At 67.6% G+C, this 17,060-nt stretch carries 18 protein-coding genes and 3 tRNA genes; 6 read left to right on the top strand and 15 right to left on the bottom strand.

The features are described from left to right. Positions 1-45 precede the first annotated feature (45 nt). A complete protein-coding gene (locus DP939_RS01185) occupies positions 46-534 on the bottom strand; it encodes a CinA family protein (protein WP_158578420.1) in 489 nt (162 codons plus the stop codon). An 89-nt stretch (positions 535-623) separates the two neighbouring features. Between DP939_RS01185 and DP939_RS01180 the strand changes: the two genes are divergently transcribed. Next, the gene (locus DP939_RS01180; protein ID WP_113977799.1) at positions 624-1,436 is read left to right on the top strand and encodes a PIG-L deacetylase family protein; all 813 of its coding nucleotides are present in this window, start codon (positions 624-626) and stop codon (positions 1,434-1,436) included. A gap of 35 nt (positions 1,437-1,471) precedes the next feature. Here DP939_RS01180 and DP939_RS01175 read toward each other — a convergent pair whose 3' ends face one another. The 6 genes from DP939_RS01175 to DP939_RS01155 all read right to left on the bottom strand — a co-directional run bounded on the left by DP939_RS01175 (position 1,472) and on the right by DP939_RS01155 (position 8,169). Next, positions 1,472-2,437, bottom strand: a complete 966-nt coding sequence (locus DP939_RS01175) for an alpha/beta fold hydrolase (protein ID WP_113977796.1) — start codon at positions 2,435-2,437, stop codon at positions 1,472-1,474. A 351-nt stretch (positions 2,438-2,788) separates the two neighbouring features. Then, positions 2,789-5,740: an amidohydrolase family protein gene (locus tag DP939_RS01170; protein ID WP_199564895.1), complete on the bottom strand. Its 2,952-nt coding sequence runs from the start codon at positions 5,738-5,740 to the stop codon at positions 2,789-2,791. A 600-nt stretch (positions 5,741-6,340) separates the two neighbouring features. Next, positions 6,341-6,589, bottom strand: coding sequence for a helix-turn-helix domain-containing protein (locus DP939_RS01165; RefSeq protein ID WP_113977791.1), 249 nt, complete (start codon positions 6,587-6,589; stop codon positions 6,341-6,343). Next, complete coding sequence (locus DP939_RS48585) at positions 6,589-6,717, bottom strand: hypothetical protein (protein WP_263972284.1); 129 nt, start codon at positions 6,715-6,717, stop codon at positions 6,589-6,591. Before DP939_RS48585 ends, DP939_RS01165 begins: the two co-directional genes overlap by 1 nt. Before the next feature lie 4 nt (positions 6,718-6,721). Continuing rightward, positions 6,722-6,952 carry a DUF2975 domain-containing protein gene (locus DP939_RS46690; RefSeq protein ID WP_199564894.1) on the bottom strand — a complete coding sequence of 77 codons (231 nt, stop codon included), beginning with the start codon at positions 6,950-6,952 and terminating at the stop codon, positions 6,722-6,724. Between the two features lie 26 nt (positions 6,953-6,978). Then, complete coding sequence (locus DP939_RS01155; protein ID WP_113977789.1) at positions 6,979-8,169, bottom strand: cellulose binding domain-containing protein; 1,191 nt, start codon at positions 8,167-8,169, stop codon at positions 6,979-6,981. 181 nt (positions 8,170-8,350) lie between these two features. Between DP939_RS01155 and DP939_RS45290 the strand changes: the two genes are divergently transcribed. Together DP939_RS45290 and DP939_RS01140 are read left to right on the top strand one after the other, a co-directional pair. Next, complete coding sequence (locus DP939_RS45290; RefSeq protein WP_147267810.1) at positions 8,351-8,869, top strand: hypothetical protein; 519 nt, start codon at positions 8,351-8,353, stop codon at positions 8,867-8,869. Positions 8,870-9,045: 176 nt separating this feature from the next. Continuing rightward, a complete protein-coding gene (locus tag DP939_RS01140) occupies positions 9,046-10,080 on the top strand; it encodes a hypothetical protein (protein WP_147267809.1) in 1,035 nt (344 codons plus the stop codon). Positions 10,081-10,086: 6 nt separating this feature from the next. Here the strand turns inward: DP939_RS01140 and DP939_RS01135 are convergent, their stop codons facing one another. The 4 genes from DP939_RS01135 to DP939_RS45285 all read right to left on the bottom strand — a co-directional run bounded on the left by DP939_RS01135 (position 10,087) and on the right by DP939_RS45285 (position 13,058). Further along, positions 10,087-11,100 (bottom strand): RDD family protein, encoded by a 1,014-nt coding sequence (locus DP939_RS01135; RefSeq protein ID WP_113977778.1) that lies wholly within the window; start codon positions 11,098-11,100, stop codon positions 10,087-10,089. Positions 11,101-11,438: 338 nt separating this feature from the next. Next, on the bottom strand, positions 11,439-11,681 hold the full coding sequence (locus tag DP939_RS01130; RefSeq protein ID WP_113977775.1) for a carbon storage regulator: 243 nt from the start codon (positions 11,679-11,681) through the stop codon (positions 11,439-11,441). A 35-nt stretch (positions 11,682-11,716) separates the two neighbouring features. Further along, a complete protein-coding gene (locus DP939_RS01125) occupies positions 11,717-12,628 on the bottom strand; it encodes a PI-PLC domain-containing protein (protein WP_113977773.1) in 912 nt (303 codons plus the stop codon). Positions 12,629-12,731: 103 nt separating this feature from the next. Continuing rightward, positions 12,732-13,058: a hypothetical protein gene (locus tag DP939_RS45285; protein WP_147267808.1), complete on the bottom strand. Its 327-nt coding sequence runs from the start codon at positions 13,056-13,058 to the stop codon at positions 12,732-12,734. A gap of 220 nt (positions 13,059-13,278) precedes the next feature. On the opposite strand from DP939_RS45285, the gene DP939_RS45280 reads away from it, so the two are divergent. From DP939_RS45280 to DP939_RS45925, 3 genes are all read left to right on the top strand, one after another. Further along, entirely contained in the window at positions 13,279-13,944 is a 666-nt protein-coding gene (locus DP939_RS45280) for a helix-turn-helix domain-containing protein (RefSeq protein WP_147267807.1), read from the top strand. A gap of 336 nt (positions 13,945-14,280) precedes the next feature. Further along, the gene (locus tag DP939_RS01120; protein WP_199564893.1) at positions 14,281-14,826 is read left to right on the top strand and encodes an AAA family ATPase; all 546 of its coding nucleotides are present in this window, start codon (positions 14,281-14,283) and stop codon (positions 14,824-14,826) included. 149 nt (positions 14,827-14,975) lie between these two features. After that, on the top strand, positions 14,976-15,143 hold the full coding sequence (locus DP939_RS45925; protein ID WP_158578419.1) for a site-specific integrase: 168 nt from the start codon (positions 14,976-14,978) through the stop codon (positions 15,141-15,143). Between the two features lie 59 nt (positions 15,144-15,202). Here DP939_RS45925 and DP939_RS01115 read toward each other — a convergent pair. The 4 genes from DP939_RS01115 to DP939_RS01100 form a co-directional block, all read right to left on the bottom strand. After that, positions 15,203-15,276, bottom strand: a tRNA-Phe gene (locus DP939_RS01115). 5 nt (positions 15,277-15,281) lie between these two features. Further along, positions 15,282-15,356: transfer RNA gene (locus DP939_RS01110), tRNA-Asp, on the bottom strand. Positions 15,357-15,426: 70 nt separating this feature from the next. After that, a tRNA-Glu gene (locus DP939_RS01105) sits at positions 15,427-15,499 on the bottom strand. A gap of 73 nt (positions 15,500-15,572) precedes the next feature. Next, on the bottom strand, positions 15,573-17,030 hold the full coding sequence (locus DP939_RS01100; protein ID WP_225877986.1) for a metallophosphoesterase family protein: 1,458 nt from the start codon (positions 17,028-17,030) through the stop codon (positions 15,573-15,575). Positions 17,031-17,060 lie beyond the last annotated feature (30 nt).

Below are 17,060 nucleotides of genomic sequence, written 5' to 3'. Positions count from 1 at the left end.
CCTCCGGCGGGGGAGAACGCCACCACCGTTCTCCCCCGCCACTTCTCATTCGGGGGTTCGGCCGGTGAGGTGGTCGATCAGGAGGTCGAGGGCGAATTCGACGGTCTGGTGGCGGACCTCCTCGCGGGACTCGCCGCCGCTCATGAACTCGCGGCTGAAGGTGCCCGCCTCGTCGGAGAGGCCGATGAAGACCAGGCCGACCGGTTCGCCGTCCTGGGCGGTGGGACCGGCGACGCCGGTGGTGGACAGCCCGATCGAGGTGGCGAACAGCCCGCGTACCCCCGCCGCCATCTGTTCCGCGGTGAGGCCGCTCACCGGGCCGAGGGTGGCCAGGACCTCCGGGTCCACCGACAGTACGGCGGCCTTCGCGGCCGTGGCGTACGCGGTGACGCCACCGGCGTAGTAGTCGGACGCCCCCGCGATGTCGGTGATCACCGCACCCAGCAGCCCGCCGGTCAGCGACTCGGCGGTACTGATCGAAAGCCCGCGCTCGCGTAGCAGGACCCCGAGCCTCCCCGCACCTTCCAAGGACACCGCACATCCCCCGTTCTTCCGCGTACCGGAACGCGCCGCACACCCTAACACCGGGCTACGGAGAACGCGGCTGCCCGATAATCAGGTGAATGGCGACGATCGTGGCATTTCACGCCCACCCCGACGACGAGGTACTGCTGACCGGCGGCACCCTGGCCCGTGCCGCCGCCGAAGGCCACCGGGTGGTGATCGTGGTGGCCTGTGACGGGATGATGCGCCCGCTGCCGGAGGAGGGGTCGCCGCGGCTGGCCGAGTTGCGGGCGAGCGCCGCCGTGCTCGGCGTCCATCGGGTCGAACACCTCGGCTACGCCGACAGCGGCCACGGCGCGATCCTCCACCCCGACCCGCCCGACCGGGCGCGGTTCGTCCGTGCCGACACCGAGGAGGCCGCCGGGCGGCTCGCCGCGCTGCTGCGCGAGGAGAACGCCGACGTACTGATCGGCTATGACCCCAACGGCGGTTACGGCCACCCCGACCACGTCAAGGTGCACGAGGTCGGCAAGCGCGCCGCCGTGCTGGCCGGGGTCGGCACCATGCTGGAGGCGACGATGCCGCGCGACGTCGTCGTACGGCTGACCGGGCTGATCCGCGCGCTGCGGATCCCGTTCCGCTACGACATCGACGCGCTGCGCGCCGCCTACAGCCCCGCCTCGGCGATCACCCACCGGGTGAACGTACGCCGCTACGCCCGGGTCAAACAGGCGGCGCTGGCCCGGCACCACTCCCAGATGAACGGCCGGGGCAGGCTCGCCCCGGTCATGCGGGCGCTGGTGCGGATGCCGCCATGGGCGTTCGGGCTGGTGCTGGGCCGCGAGTGGTTCGTGAACCCCGCCGTGGCACGACCCGGCGAGCCCGCCGAACCGCACGCGGGTCCCCCTCCGGGACCCCGCGTGCGGCCGTGACCCTGGTTTCTGGCGGGGGTTTCTGGCGGGGGTTCCTAGCGGGAGTGCCTGCGCAGGAAGTTCAGCAGGGCGGGGTTGAAGATGTCGGACCGCTCCCAGTGCGGCTGGTGGCCGCACTCGTTGACGACCAGGCTCTCCGAACGGCGCAGGTGCGCGGCCAGCACGCGCTGCACGCTCGGCGGGCTGTAAAGGTCGCCGTCGCCCCAGGCCAGGAAGGTGGGGATGGTCAGCCGTTCGAGGTCCGGCCACAGCGGGCGGTTCTCATACGGCTGCGAGACGTCGGTGTGGCTGGCCCGGTGGTGGATGTCCAGCCACTGCTGGACGCCCTCCGGGTTCGCCGCCCGGTACGTCGGGCCCAGCTCGATGAAGTCGGCCGACATGTTGTAGAAGCCCTCGGGCCGCAGCCGCTTGAGCGTCGCCTGGTAGTCCGGTTCGACCAGGCCGGTGAGGCTGCCGCAGAGCGTCATCGTGCGCACCCGCTCGGGGTGGGACAGCGCGAAGTCCAGCAGGGTCCCGCCGCCCGCCGCGACGCCCACGCCGTGGAAGCGGTCCACGCGCAGGTGGTCCAGCAGCAGTCGCAGGTCCTCGGCCTCGGTGCCGGTGCGGTCCGCGGGCCCGGCGTCGGACTTGAAGTGGCCGCGCCGGGAGTACGCGATCACCCGGTAGCCCTTCTTGGCGAAGTACGGCTGCTGGTACGGCCAGCTCTCCGAGCTGCCGGTGCCCGGGTGCAGGAAGATGAGCGGCGCGCCCGAGCCGCCGGTGTCCCAGTACCACAGCCGCGCGTCGGGCAGCGGCGCGAGCGCTTCGGTGGCCTTGACCTGCGCCGGGACCGGGATGATGGGCAGCGGGCTGTCGGGACGGGGGACCTTCACGCCCCCGTTCGTACCCGCTGCGGCGGTCCCGGCCATCGCCGGTACCGCGCTTCCGGCGGCCAGCACGGCCCCCGCGCCGAGCAGCATCCTCCGTCCGAGGCTGCGGTTCGTCTCCAAGTCGTGGCTCATGATCGCTGTGACCTCCAGTTTCAGGGCATGGGCTCGTCCCGGTACCCGCTGCGCGGGCCGTGACGAGGGGTGGCTCTGGCCGATAACGGCAGGGACAGGGGGATCGGCACCGGTTGGAGGCGTGACCGGCGCGGATGGACGGTGGGGGCGCGGCGCGTGGCCACATGTGGCCGTCGCGCCGCACGAGAACCGGGGCCATGGGTGGCGGCCACCGGGTGATCGCAGTCTACGTAATGTGCGCTCAAAAAGGTATAGATCACACCGTCCTAAACAGACGATGTAGTACCTATACCCAGGCTGAGGTCTCCCGGGGCGGTGGCCGCGCCGACCTCCGCCCCGGAAGAGGCGTTCTCAGTGGGTGTGGTTCTCCTCGGAGGGTTCGGGCGCGGCGAGCCCGGTCGGCGAGTCCGTGGCCTGCTGCTCACCGGAGAACGGTTCGATCAGGTCGGACACGTTGTGCAGGGTGCCGTTGGTCATCACGCCGCGCACGTTGGCGAGCGTGCCGATGTTCGCGAGGGGGTCGCCCTCGACGAACATCAGGTCCGCCAGCTTGCCCCGCTCGACGCTGCCGAGGTCGTGCTCGATGCCGAGCGCGCGGGCGTTCAGCAGGGTCGCGCTCTGCAGCGTCTTCACCGGCGAGATGCCGTACTTGACCATGGACCGCAGGTTCAGGTGCAGGCTGACCGCCGGGTTGTCCAGCGGTCCGTCGGTACCGGCCAGTACCGTACCGCCCGCCGCCAGCACCTTCTTGAGCTGTTCCACCGCCCGCTGGGCCGCCGCCGCGTTTCCGGCGAGGAACCCGCACGGGCCGGTGCCCTGGGCGCACTTCAGCTCGCCGACCAGGATGTCCTGCTCCCAGCCGGTGTAGAGGGACTTGACCCGCGGGTCCTCGACGAGGGCCGGGTCGTCCGCCAGCAGCGCGCTGGAGGCGAACATCGTCGTGGTGAGCGGGAAGCCGCCCTGGCCGAGCAGCTTGACCACGTCGTCGTACATGACGCCCTGCGAGGCGTTGCGGGAGAACCCGAAGCCCCACCGGGTCGGCCCGGACAGGTGCTCCTGCTGGTCCACCCCGAACCCGATGCCCGGGTTCAGGTAGTGCGAGGTCGTCGGGATGCCGAGCCGGTGCCCGCGGGCGGCGACCTCGGCCTGCATCCGGTGCGGGAAGCGCATGTAGGTCTTCATCAGGTCGAAGTCCAGCGCCTTGGCCCGGGAGAACTCCAGGTCGAGCTGCCGTTCGTTCATCACGGGACGGGCGAAGTCCCAGGAGAGCCGGGAGCCTTCGAGCATCTCGCCGGTGAGGAAGTGCCGCGGGCCGATCCGCGCCCCCGCCTGCGCCGACTCGCGATCCTCGATCGCCCGGTACGCCTGGTCACCCGTGGACCGGGTGGTGGTGATCCCGTACGACAGCAGCAGCCTGCCCTGCCGGTCGCCGTAGAACTTGGACTGGAGCTGCTGGTGGTAGTGGATGTCGATCAGGCCGGGCATGACCGTCCGGTCCGAGGCGTCGATCACCTTCCAGCCGCGCGGGTGCGGGCCGGGCCGGTGCGGGCTGACGTCCTTGATCCGGTTGCCCACCACGGTGATGTCCACGTTCTCGCGCAGGCGCTCGCTCTTGCCGTCCCACATCTTGCCCGCGTGGATGACGACCCGGCCCTTGGGCTGCTCGGGCGAGTAGCCGACGCCGGTCTCGATCGGACGCGACCGCCCGCCGTCCCTTGCGATCGTGCGCATCTCGCCGTTCTCCAGGTAGAGCAGGGTCCTGGAGTCGCCGCTCCACGAGGGCGCGTCGCTCGGCTGGTGGGTGAGCTGCCGCGCCTTGCCCGCGGGCGTGCCGTCGGGGTTGACCGGCAGCACCCACAGGGTGCTCTCCATGATGAACGCGAACCACCGGCCGTCCGGCGACCAGGCCGGTCCGTCGTCGCCGCGCACCGAGATCGAACGCCACGGCGCGGGCTCGACGACCTTGCTGGTCTTGGCCTCGACGTTGACCAGCTCGATCTGGTTGCGCGAGTCGGCGGAGACCGAGAGCGCGAGCGTGCGGCCGTCGGCCGACCAGCTCGGGCGTCCGGGGGCGCTGCGGGTGCCGAGCACTTCGGCGGGGTCGCCGCCGTCCGCGTTCACCACGAACGTCTTGCCGCCCTGGTCCTGGAAGGCCAGGCGGCGGCCGTCCGGCGACCACGCGGGGGCGATCTCGGCGCCGGCCAGCGAGGTGACCCTGCGCTCCTTGCCACTGGCGCCCTCGCGCACCCAGACGTCCATGGTGCCGGCCTTGTCGGACGCGTACGCGATCCTCTTGCCGTCCCGCGACCACACGGCGTCGATCTCGTAGAAGTGGTCGTCGGTCAGCTTCCGCGCTTTGCCGTGGCCGTGGCCTCGGCCGTCCACCGGCTGCAACCACAGGTCGTTGAGCGCCTTGTACAGGACCGTGCGTCCGTCGGGCGACAACGCGGGCCCGACGATGCCGCGCACCGGACGGCGGCGGCTGGAATCGAAGTCGTACTCCTTGCGCTCATAAACCGGACGATTCAGTACGAAGGTCGCGGAGAACGGCACCTGGCGGGTCTGCCCGTCGGCCGTCTTGGACACCACGATCTTGCCATTGCCCGCGTAAAGGATCTCCTCGGCGGACAGCCAGGCAGGCGGGAAGGGATAGACGTCGGTCAGGTCGCCGACCGCCTGCTCCTGGTCGGGCGTCGAGGCGACCTTCAGCCGGCGCGCCCCGGTCTCACTGCGCAGGAAGGCGATCTTGCCGCCGTCCGGCGACCACGAGGGGGCCGCCACGGTGCCGGCCCGGTCCGCGACCAGCGTCTTGACCGTGCCGGTGGCCAACTCGATGCTCTCGATGACGTTGCCGCGAACGTAGGCGATGCTCTTGCCGTCCGGCGACCACGTCGGCTGGCTCTCCTGCGCACTGGCCTTGGTGACCCGGTCGAGCCGCCCGGTCCGGACGTCCACGGTCCAGATGTCGCTGCCACCCTCCCGGGTGGACGAGAACGCGATCTTGCTTCCGTCCGGGGACCATGCGGGCTGGAGGTCGTCGTACTCGCCGCGGGTCAACTGCCTGGTGTCCCCGGTCCGCAGCGAGACCGTCCAGATGTGGAACATGCCATCCGCGAACGACTGGACGGCGACATCGCGCCCGTCCGGTGACAAACGCGGCCAGAAGGGATCGAACAGGGGATCCCCGAAGGGACGGGCGGTACCGCCCGAACCCGCCAGGGTGTGGAGCCGGCCCTGGAGGTCCATGACGATGGTCCCTCCGCCGGGAGTGGCGGTGACCGCCATGCTGGTGCCCTCGGTCACCGTTACTTTGATCGTTCTGTCGTGGTGTGATCGGTCGGCCGAGTTCGATGGGTTCGTTGGATTCGTCGGGTTCGCCCCACTCGCGGGCGTCGCGCTGGCGACGGCGAGCAACGCCGCCATGCTCACGACGGATGCCGCGGTGAAGCGCCCCCGGCTTATTCGACCCATGCCTGTCCCTCCTAAACGGCTGGCCGGGCCAGCGGAAATCGCACAGGGGACAGCACCCCCTCAGACGGCGAGATCCGCTGAACAACGGTGCCCGCAACGTAAGCGAGCGCCCTCACACCGCCAAGAAGGTGATTGTTAACACAGCGATGAACGGCAGCGCGGCGCGCCGAGCGGCCGTCTGAGCGCGCCGAACGGTAGATCGTTTTTGGCGGGACGAGTGACCGAAGGGGCTGGAGAGGCGGCTGAGGCCCAGGTTTCGGTCATGCCTTCGGAGGCGGCGACGGTGTCCGCTCCAGCGACGTCCGTATGGGGAGGCCCTGGTCGGCGGGACCGAGGCCGTTGGTGCAGGGCGGTCGCCGGGCGGTCGCCGGGCCCGAAATTCATCGACCGGGAGGCGGCAGGTGAAGGGCCGGTGAATCGCCCAGAGGCGCTTTACGCTGAACTAATTCGCATGGCCGGAGAGTTCTGAACATTCGCGGACTCGGGGTTTTCGCCGGGCTCCGGCTCCCAGCGCAACAGGTCTCCCGGCCGGCATTCCAGTACCTCACAGAGCGCGGCCGGCGTCGCCAACCGCACCGCCTTGGCCCGGCCGTTCTTCAGCACCGCCGAGGGCGCGGCCGGCTCCCCCACGGACATCTTCCGCTTGGCCGACATCACGTCGATGTCCACGGCGATCGGCATCAGATCACCTCCGCCGGCTCCGCCCGCATCCGCGCCGCCTCGACATCACGCGCGACGGCCTGCGCGAGCAGCATCCGCAGCACGAGCACGATGAGCGCGACCCCGAGCAGCACCACGCCCGGCGGCACGGGCTCACCCGGCGCCGGCAATGACGGCCGGCGCGAACACCAGGGCGGCGGCGGCCACGATCACGCCGATCACGACATGGACGTACCGGAAGGCGGCATGCGAGAACACGGCCCCGCACCGCACCATGGCGACCAGCCGCCACACACAGATCAGCACGACCTGGACCGTCACAACCCCCGCCAGTGAGATCACGATGAGCGGAACACGGGCCGCCGCCCCCCGCGACGGCGGCACCGCCGCGGGGAGAGGGGATCGACCGGCTATGAAGTCGCGCAGATCCGGCCGTTGAGGAGGAAGGTGATCGGGGCCGGTACGGACCCGCTGTACGACGCGGTGAACCCGATCTGCGTCGCCGACCCGGCGTGCAGGACCTCGTTCCACCGCTTGTTCACGCCGGAGATCTCCGTACCTCCCTGGGTCCAGTCCGCGGACCACCCCGACACGAGCCGCACGGACGACCACGCCGGATAGCGCACGGTCACCTTCCAGCCATCGATCGCCGTCGCGCCCGCGTTGCGCACCGTGACCTCCGCGTTCAGCTTCGACCCCCAGGTGGCCGCCCGGTACGACACCACACACGTCGGATCAATGGTCGGCGACGGCGACGGCGAGGGCAGCCCCTCCCTGGCGAGCGCGGACAGCGGCTCGGACGGCACGCTGACGTTGCCGGCCGCGTCCCTGGCCACCACGATGTAGGTGTAGCGCTGCCCGATGACCAGGCCGTCGTGCTCCAAGAAGCTCGTGTAGTCCGCGCCTTCCACCGTGCCGACCTTCATGAACCCGGTCGCGGTCTCCCGGTAGACGTCGTACGCCGTCACCGCCACGTTGTCAGTGGACCGCTGCCAGCAGAACGCGACCCCCTCGAAGTCCATCAGGCACCCGTCCCGCAGCCCGGTCGGCTGCGACGGCGGGATCCGGTCCCCGGGCGGCGGCGTCGGCGTGGAGGTCGGGCTCATCCCGAGCACCGCGGCCACCGTGATCAGACTGGACGGCGGACTGACATTGCCCGCCGCATCCTTGGCCACGACGTACATCGTGTACAGCCGCCCCAGCTCCCCGGAGAACCCACCGACCGTGCTGGTGGTGGTGGCGGCATGGACGAACCCGCCGACGTCCAGCCGGTAGATGTCGTACCCGACGACCCCGGTGTCATCCGACGACGCGTTCCAGCAGATCGACGCGTACCCGGTGTCGGTGGCGTTCCCGGCACCGTTCCCGACCGGAGCCAACGGCACCGGACACGGCCGAACGCCAGAGGGCCGCGCCGGCACCCCCGGAACCCCACCGCTCTCCGACGAGGCCGCCGCCTGCACGGCCTCCTGAACGGGCACGGCGGCCCGCGCCGCCGCACCTCCGACCGAGCCGATCGCCATGACGGCGAGAAGTAACGCCAGAGTGAAGAGTCCGAGGGTCAGGAGGACCGCCCCCAGGGCTTGCCTGCGGAGTTGCATGATGCGCCCTTCGAATCGCGTTGGTTCTGTGTCCCCCCGCAGCGATTGTGGCCCACCACGAACCCTCCGTAAAGGCCCACATCCAGGCATCAAATCGGAAAGCGCCTACCGGCCCCAGAAATACATAAAATACGGCCCCTATTCTGCTACTCTCAGCCTGCCTTCGACATGAGGAGTCGATATGGGAACATGGGGCGCCTACCTCGCCTGCCAATCCCCGAACGACGCCACGAAAATCCTCCCACCCGGCCCCACCTGGGACCCAGAACCCTGGAGCGACTTCGTCGCCCCGGGCTGGTCCATAGCGGGAACGGAGATTTCCGCGATCGCCGACTTCGACGCCATCACGGCCCAGACCGACGGCCACGCGCTATTCGCCATGGTCCTGGACAGCGATGTGGCGTACGTCACCGGAACCATCGACGGCAAAACCCACTGGGAACTCTACCTCAATGAGAAGTGCGCCAAGGAAAACGATTTCCCAGACTCCGAAACCCCCAACGCCGACAACACCGACCTGCACCACCACCTGGCCACCTGGACCCAATCCGCCACCGGCCAACCCGTCTCACCCGACCGATTCCGCGATGTCATCACCACCGACCGAATTTTCGCCGACGACGCCCTCCGCTCCCTGCTCTACACCATCGGAATCACCACCGAACACACCTCTTTCGGCGACGATCGCCCCGGCTTCTGACCCGTACACGGGGGAGGCATTGCAGCATGAAATCTTCGCTCAACATGGAAGCTTCGGCCCCGAGGCGCCGATTAGTAAGGCGGCTCGGCGTCCTCCTGCTCGCCTTGACGGTCAGCGCAGGGTGCGTTCATGCGGGTCAGCGGAGAGAGCCACGGCCCATCTCGGAGTGGAACCCGATGCCGTTCGACCCGCCCGTGCAATATGCCTTCGCCCCGGAGGAGAAGGAATGCGCGGACGCACGCATGACGGCAGCAGACGAAGATCCGACGCCACCCCCCTTCGTGACCTGCACCGACTGGCGACTCCACGTCCTTTTCAAGGAGGGCCAAGGGAGACAGGACATCGGCATCCTGTTCGGCGTATCGTGCGGTGCGCACCGATCGAGCGGAGACGAGTGCATAGGTGACATCGGACTCTCCGACGCGGCCAGCATGGTGCGGGTGAACGAGTCGCACTACCGCACCGTCCCACTCCAGGTCTCCCGCGACGGCCACCGAGTCGCCTACTTCAGCAAGAAGCACCTGAAGTTCGTGGCCTGGGATCTGCCGACGGCCCAGACGAAAGCCATCTCGCCGCGACTCGACCCACAATCGCTGGACGACCTCAGCGGCCTGGAGATCTCACCGGATGGCGGATTCTTCGCAGTGGCCTTCCACGGCGCCCGGCCTCGACTGCTGATCACCGAGTTCGCCACAGGAAAGACCACCACCCTCAACGGATACTGCTCGACCTACGGCATGAGCCGGAAGGCGTCCTGGATCGCGGTGTCACGAGAATGCTCCGAAGAGGACGGCACGTACACCGAGGACGAAGGTCTGGTCACCATCCTGAAGCGGAACGGCGAAGTCGTCAGCGAGTGGAAGGGATCCGAATACGCGAGCGTTCTCTCCCCCAACGGCCGGACCACGGTAGAGATCCACAGCACTCCTACCGAAGACACCGACGAGTACGTCATCACCCGGGACGCCATGACAGGCAGGCCGATCAAGAAGTTCAAGCTCCGCCTGCTGTCGGAACCGAGCGACGCCATCGGTGACTGCTGGCTGAACGACGAAGAATACGTCGTCAAGGCCGAGCCCCCAGAGTCCGGCGACGGATCTTTCGGCTACTACCGCCTCAACGTCAGGTCCGGAACCTCGCATCGGATTCGAGACTTCAAACTGAGCCTCGACGGCGATGTCTCCATGGGCACCATCTTCGCCCGCGACTGAACCCCCCTACCTCCGGTCACGTACCACCGCGGCCCCCAGCCACCGGTCATGAAGCACCCGCCCTTCAGGATCGAGCAGCATCCAAAGCCCGACTACGACAAGACACCACAGCCCAACCTCGGGAACCAGAGCCAGAACAGGAAAGACCAGCGCGCGTATCGCAGCCCTCCCCGCCCCCAATCGCCCACCCGCAGACGCGGCGACCACCCGTACGCCCAGCAACCGCTTCCCAAGCGTCCGCCCCCACACCGCATGCTGCACCCAGAAATAGAGGAACACCCCACCCAGCAGAGCCAGCTCCCCAAGCTTCACACTGCCCCCGAACACATCCCCCTCGACCCGCTCCAAAAGCCCCGTCCCCATCCGCACCGAGAACCGCCGGTCGATCAACGGCCATGCCACCCCCACCCCAACGCTCAGCACCGTGACAATGACCAGATAGTCCACCAGCCCCGCCGCCGCCCGCCGCCAAACCACCCCACCGAGCGACTCCCCCCGCTCCCCCACCACGAACACCAGTGCCGCCGCGCCCAGCAGACACCCCTGCCCGACCCCCCAGGCCCCGGCCACCTCCCTGAACCAGTCAGCACTGAACAACGGAACCGTCTCCCGACACACCCCCCGAACGCTGTACAACGAGGCCAACGGCCCGATCAACGCCCCCACCACGAGCAGCCCCGCCACCCGCCGCGCCGTCACCCCGAGATCCCGGCCCCCCAAAACCGCAACAAGACCGACCAGCACCACAAGCACGGGAACCGCCCACCCCACCGCGATCTCCAAGACCACTTCGAGATCACGCCGCAACGGAGCCAACGGCGACAGCGACGTCCCACTGTTGTAGAAGCAGACCATCCCATAGATGTCCCCCTCCCCAAATGGAGGGACATACTCCTCTATTTGAGCCCGCCGCCACCCCTCCCACGTCGGAACCCCAGCGACCCCCGCAGCCACCCCCCACCCCACCAGTACCGATGTCCGCAACCGCGATAACCGCTCCACCTTGCTCCTTTCGCCCATGCTGTGTCGGCTCCTCAGCACCTTCTAGGACACCGGCCCCCATTGGAAAATCGGGCATTAGTCGCGCATAGGTGTCAGCGGGGTCCATGGGGGCGTGAAGCTCCCCTCCGCCGGAGGCGGGCAGGGCCCGGTGGGCAGCGAACGCGGAGGTAAGCGGAGCACGTGCCCAGCGGCGGAAGGAGGCGAGAAGGGGAGCTTGGTGGCCGGTGCCGGAGCGGGAGCAGCCATGGGGGCGCAAGGCCGGCCGATGGAAACAGATCCATGGAATCGGCCGAGCAGCGATGGACACACTGCTCGGCCGAGTCGCCGGATGGTGATGATGCTCTGGCTCGTACCGGCTACGAAGGCACTTGGCCGTGCCGGATCCGCCAGATCTTCTCTCGATAGACGGGGAGGGATCTCGGCGCGTGGATTCTCAGGCGAACTTTCTCACCTACGACCCGCGCCACTTCGACGACGATGTCGTCACCCAGCATGACCTTCTCGCCAGGCCTGAAGGTGAGAACGAGGCCGGGGACCTTCACCGCCTGCGTCCGGTAACGCCCATATGATCGGCTGATCTTTCGCGGAGGAGGAACCATGGGGTCCTTCCAGGATCGTGGCAGAACATTGACATTCAGGGAATGCATGGCCTAGGCGCTACTACCGGCCGCTTGCCCTTGAGAAAATGGCGCAACGCGGCAGGATGAAGGCTGGAGTCGATGTAGTGGACGCCGGCGGCGTACAGCTTCTGCCAGGAGTCTTCGCTCGCGTGGTAGACGCGGAAATACTGTCCTCGGGCGCTCGCCGTTCGTGCCATGCGCTTGAGCACCGCCGGGTCGTTGTACGCATCGGTCCAGGGGCTGCTCACCAGTGGCACCCGCTTGCACCGCCCGGGTCGGTGCCTGCCGTTCAGCTCCTGACCACTGCCATCGATACCGACGAACCTCCAGTTGTCGATGACGGGATCCACCGGCCTGTTGCCGGTCACGACGACGTCCACCGGGCCAGGGATCTTTCTGCCGTTGTGCCAGCGGGTGACCACGGTCCGGTATCTGTCGCGGAGCATCTGATGGAGCATCTCGAAGGCACGCGCCCCTTCCCGGCCGGTCGACTTGATGTCGATGAGCAGCTGGAATCGGCCGTGATAGCGCGGCAGGACCGTCCTGCTGCCGTATTTCTCGTGGTTGTGCTCGATGACGGCGCGGAGCTTGTTCAGGTACAGCTCATTCAGCGTGCTACCGCTGGGGGCCGAGTGCCCTACCTGGATGCTCTCCTGGTCGGCGATGTTCCGGACGTACCAGATATCGGCCTCCACGCTGGTATGCCCATTGAAGAGCGCGTCGCAGAGTGGGCGCCGGTGGTTGTAGTCGTTGTGCGAGTGAGCGTTGGGCAACCACGGCTGCTGGAAGGCCGTGCAAAGCTGCAACTGTGGCGGCGGCTCCTTCGTAATCGGTTCGGCGGTGGTAGCGGAGGCCGGCAGCGCGAACATGATGCCGCCCGTCACGGCGAAGGCGGCGACTTTTGCAAGGGTCGTTCTGGCGGTCATGGAAACTCCATAGCCTGGTCTGGTCGGGGTTCATCATCGAGAGCGGGCATGCTCACCTCCGTATGCCGACCGGGATGAGCACGCCCTTGTGTGCCTGGTCAGGTCAGCAAGGCTTGATTCCCCTGATGGAGGTTCCGATCGGAAGGACGAGACTCCCTCTCCGGGAGGCCCCCGCTGGGACTCGGATGCAGGGACCGTCCCAGTAGCGCGCCACGTCGATCTTGCGTTGCACCCCGAACGCGTGGCAGTTGCGGATGACGTACGAGTAGAGGTAGGCGCCCGCCTTGGGGCCTGACGAGTAGGAGCCGCTGAGCCCGCAGCGAGCGGAAGCCTGCGCCGCCGTCAGCGGCAGAGCTGCGAATCCGGTGACGAGCAGCGCGCTTGCCGCGATGCCGGTACATGCCCGCCGAAGGCGGATTTTGCGGTTCATTTCTCCTCCTGCGTAGTCGAGAACCTTTCGTGAAGAAGTCTTCCGCGTGGCTTTAGGCGTGGACAATGGGGCTGCTGTCCACCTCTCATTCGCGGACAGTCGCATGGACAACTGTGCGGACAACATGGACAGCGCGGACACTGTTTGGGGCATTGCGGACATCAGCCCACAAGCGTGATTTAGACGACACAACCCTGAATAACATGCATCGGAGGGCGACGTGTCCGACGAGGACGTACTTGGCAGCTTCTATCAGAAAATTCGTGAGCTGCACGAAGCCGCAGGAGCACCCTCGGCTCGCGACATTGCCAAAGGTGCGAACTGTTCGAAAACCGGAGTCAATGATCTTCTCAGCGGAAAGAAGATTCCAGGCGATGACCTCACCCTGAAGATCATCGAATTCCTGGGAGGAGAGCAGGAGGAGTGGGCCCCGTTGGTGGCGGAGGCCAGGGCGGCCCAGGCTCGGCGCCCTCGATCGAAAGCCGCCCGCCCCCGGTTCCGTGATCGCCCTCTGGCCTTTCGGCTTCGGGCTGTCGCACTGGTCGTCGGGACGGCCTTGGTCATTGCGATCGTCCAGCAGGTCGTGCGGATGATCCTGCCGGACACCCCACCGCCCACGACGCCGGCGAATTCAGCACGTTCGGTCGCCGGTGCACTTCACTGTGCTCTGGTAATAAGAAAGGGCGCACCAGTTTATCGAACGGCCGATACGGAGGGCGCGATCCTCAAGCACAAGAACAAGCAGGACTCGATAACCTACGACGATAGGTATCAGGATGTGGTGAACAAGGGAGAGACTTTCCGCGCTGTTCGCACTCCAGCGGATCCACCGGGCTATCACTGGATGCTCGTGCGAGACTTGCAGGAAACCGAGTGCGGCCCCTGAGAACAGCGTGACTCGGAAAATCTGATGCAGGCGACTTTGAGGCTGGTGAAGTGTGGGGCGGTCAGGGGCGGGGCCGAACCGCCGACCTTCCACTTTTCAGGAGTAGGCACCATGATCGTTTGCCTCCGCGTTACGGCCTGACCTCGGCTCCATGTGATCGCTGACATGTGGGTACGTGGGCTGGTGTGAGCCCGGGTTGATGTAGCGGTTGATGTACCGCAGAGTGCCCTGCACAGGGATCAGCCGGCATCAGGCGATCGTGAGGGCGGTACCTGAATTGTGGGCTCGGAACGGAGCAAGGCACAGGACGTAGGGTGCGGCGGTAGCTTGGCGTGTGTGGATGATGTTACTGACAGGCTCAGGGCCGCAGGGGCCGCTGCTGGTTCGCCAGCGGGGCTGGGTCAGTCCGTCGTGGTGATGATGTGCGGCATCGCGGGGGCAGGTAAGACCACTTACGCACAAGCGCTGGTGCGAGAGGGCTATACGCGGCTGTCGATCGATGAAGTGGTCTGGGAACAGTTTGGCCGTGATGCCGCAGAGTTCGAATCAGAGGATTACGAGCGCTACAAGGCAGCTGCCGAGCAGACTCTGTGGGATGAGCTCATACGACTGATGGCAACAGGTCGTCCGGTGGTCTTGGACTATAGCTTCTGGCAGCGTGCGACGCGTGAACGCTACAAAGCGTTGATCGAGAGCCATGGCTATCGGTGGGAGCTCGTCTACCTGAAGGCAGACCCTGCCACGCTTCGGCAGAGGCTTGCTGTGCGCAATACGAAGGACGGCGCGAACCGTGTCACTGTGTCCGAAGAACTCCTCAACCGCTACCTGACCGGCTTTGAGGAGCCCGTCGGAGAGGGAGAGCGCGTCATTCACCAGCGGTGATCAGGTAGTAGGAGCCCTCCCCTGGACGGCGGTGCGCCCCAGCGTGGCGGGTTGGCTGGGTACAGCGGGCGCTGCGTACGGCGAGCGGCCCGCGTTCCCGCCGCCGGCCGGGACCGGCGCCCACGCCGCACGCCCGGCCGTGCGGCGGCGTGGAGCGCTACCGCCTTGACCTGGGCGTGCCTCCGCACGTGGTTCGCGAGATCGTCGGCCACAGCGCCGTAGAGGTCGCAATGGACGTGTACGCGCACGCGCCCCTGGAAGGGAAGATGCAGGCGATCAAGCGGCTCGGAAAAGAGACCGCTCAGCGGTTGATGTAGCCGTTGATGTAAAAAGCCCGAACCATGATCTAGGTTCGGGATTTTCGCTGGCCAGACTGTGGTCAGGGGCGGGGTCGAACCGCCGACCTTCCGCTTTTCAGGCGGACGCTCGTACCAACTGAGCTACCTGACCTTGAGCGGTCCTGACGGGATTTGAACCCGCGACCTCCACCTTGACAGGGTGGCGAGCACTCCTAGCTGCTCTACAGGACCTTGCTGTTCGACTCGCTTAGCTTACCAGTTCTTCGGGGCTCGAAGACCATGGTCTGCGTTCGCTTGCCGGTGCCCCCAACGGGATTCGAACCCGTGCCGCCGCCTTGAAAGGGCGGTGTCCTAGGCCGCTAGACGATGGGGGCCTAGCCCGTGACGCCTTCCGTCGGGGACCTGTAGCAGCATAGGGGACGAATGCCCCCGATGCCAAAGTGCGGCTCATCCCCGGTGCTCTGGTGTCGCGGGAGCCTTGAGCGAACCCGATGGTGTCGGGGCGCTTGCCGGCTCAGGAAGAATTGTACGACCAGGCTGCTCCTCGATGTGACGCTGGATCTGGACCGACTGCTGGCCGAGGCCGCCCATGGTGATGTCGTCCCAGGCCTCCAGGCGGCGGGTGTCCTTGTCGAAGTACAGGACGGAGGCCATCACGGGGGTCGGCTGCTCGTGTTCCAGGGCGCGGAGGCCCGCGCCGCCGGTGGAGCCCTGGACGAGGAGGCGGGTGCCGGTGGGCAGGAGTTTGGTGGAGCGGGCGTGGGCGTGGCCGGCCAGGACGGTCGGGGTGCGGCCGGAGAAGCCCTCGGCGATGATCGGGTCGTGGACGGCGACGAGGTCGACCGGCTTCTCGCCGACGTCGTGGCGGCGGCCGTGGTCGATCAGGTAGGCGGGGTCGTTGTTGGCGTGGGCGGACAGGTCGGGGGTGAAGCGGGGGTCGCCGATGCCGTAGACGCGCAGGCCCTTGACGGTGGCGGAGCGGTCGTCGAGGACGACGGCGTTTTTCTGCCTGGCCACGGCTCGCTGGGTGCCCTTGGAGTCGTGGTTGCCGCGGACCCACACGTACGGTACGTCCAGGCGCCCGATCTCCTTGACGAACGCGTCCTCGGGCTTGGTGCCGTGGTCGGTGAGGTCGCCGGTGTCCACGATCAGGTCGATCTTGAACTGTGAGGTCACGGTCTTGATCAGGTTCCAGGCGATCGGGTTGATGTGGATGTCGGAGACGTGCAGGACGCGGATGGAGTTGGGGTCGGAGTCGTAGACGGGCAGTGCCGAGACCGTGTCGTACAGTTGCGAGACGTTGCTGACCAGCTTGGTGAGCTGCGCCCGGTACGACTCGAACCGCGTCACGATCGACTCGGCGCTGCCGACCAGGGAGGGGGCGCCGGTGAGCAGGCCCGTGTACTGCGGCTCGACGAGCGCCTGGGGGCGGAAGGTGGCGGCGACGGCCCCGCCGGTGCCCGCGACGCAGGCCGTGGCGACCAGGAGGGTGGCCAGAGCCGCCCGTACGCGCCTGAAGACGACGATGCCCGCCAGCAAGGCCCCACCGAGGGCGAAGAGCAGAGAACGCACCAGAAGGGCCGTGACGCCCGTACGGAGGTCGTCCTCGATCAGGTCGGGCAGGCGGTCGGCCAGCCGCGGATCGGCGATCATGGCGCGGGCCAGGTCCTGGTTGATGTTCTCCAGGGTCACCCGGAGGCGCAGCGGCGCGTCGTGGCTGTCGAACAGCAGCGTGCCGAGGGGATGGACGTCCACGACGGTCTGCCCCTCCAAGGCGGGCCGCAGGGACAGCCCGACCTCGACGGGGCCGAGCGAGGAACGCACGCCGCCGCTGACGGCGATGCCGAGCCACGCGCCGAAGCCCGCGACCAGGACGATCGCCGCCCATCTCCCGGCGCGTCGCACGCCGGGGCGCCCTGCCACCTGCCCCGCTGC

Source organism: Spongiactinospora rosea (assembly GCF_003315795.1).
Classification (GTDB): domain Bacteria; phylum Actinomycetota; class Actinomycetes; order Streptosporangiales; family Streptosporangiaceae; genus Spongiactinospora; species Spongiactinospora rosea.
Note: the sequence above shows the minus strand (reverse complement) of the source record. Positions and strands in the feature narration are given on the sequence as shown.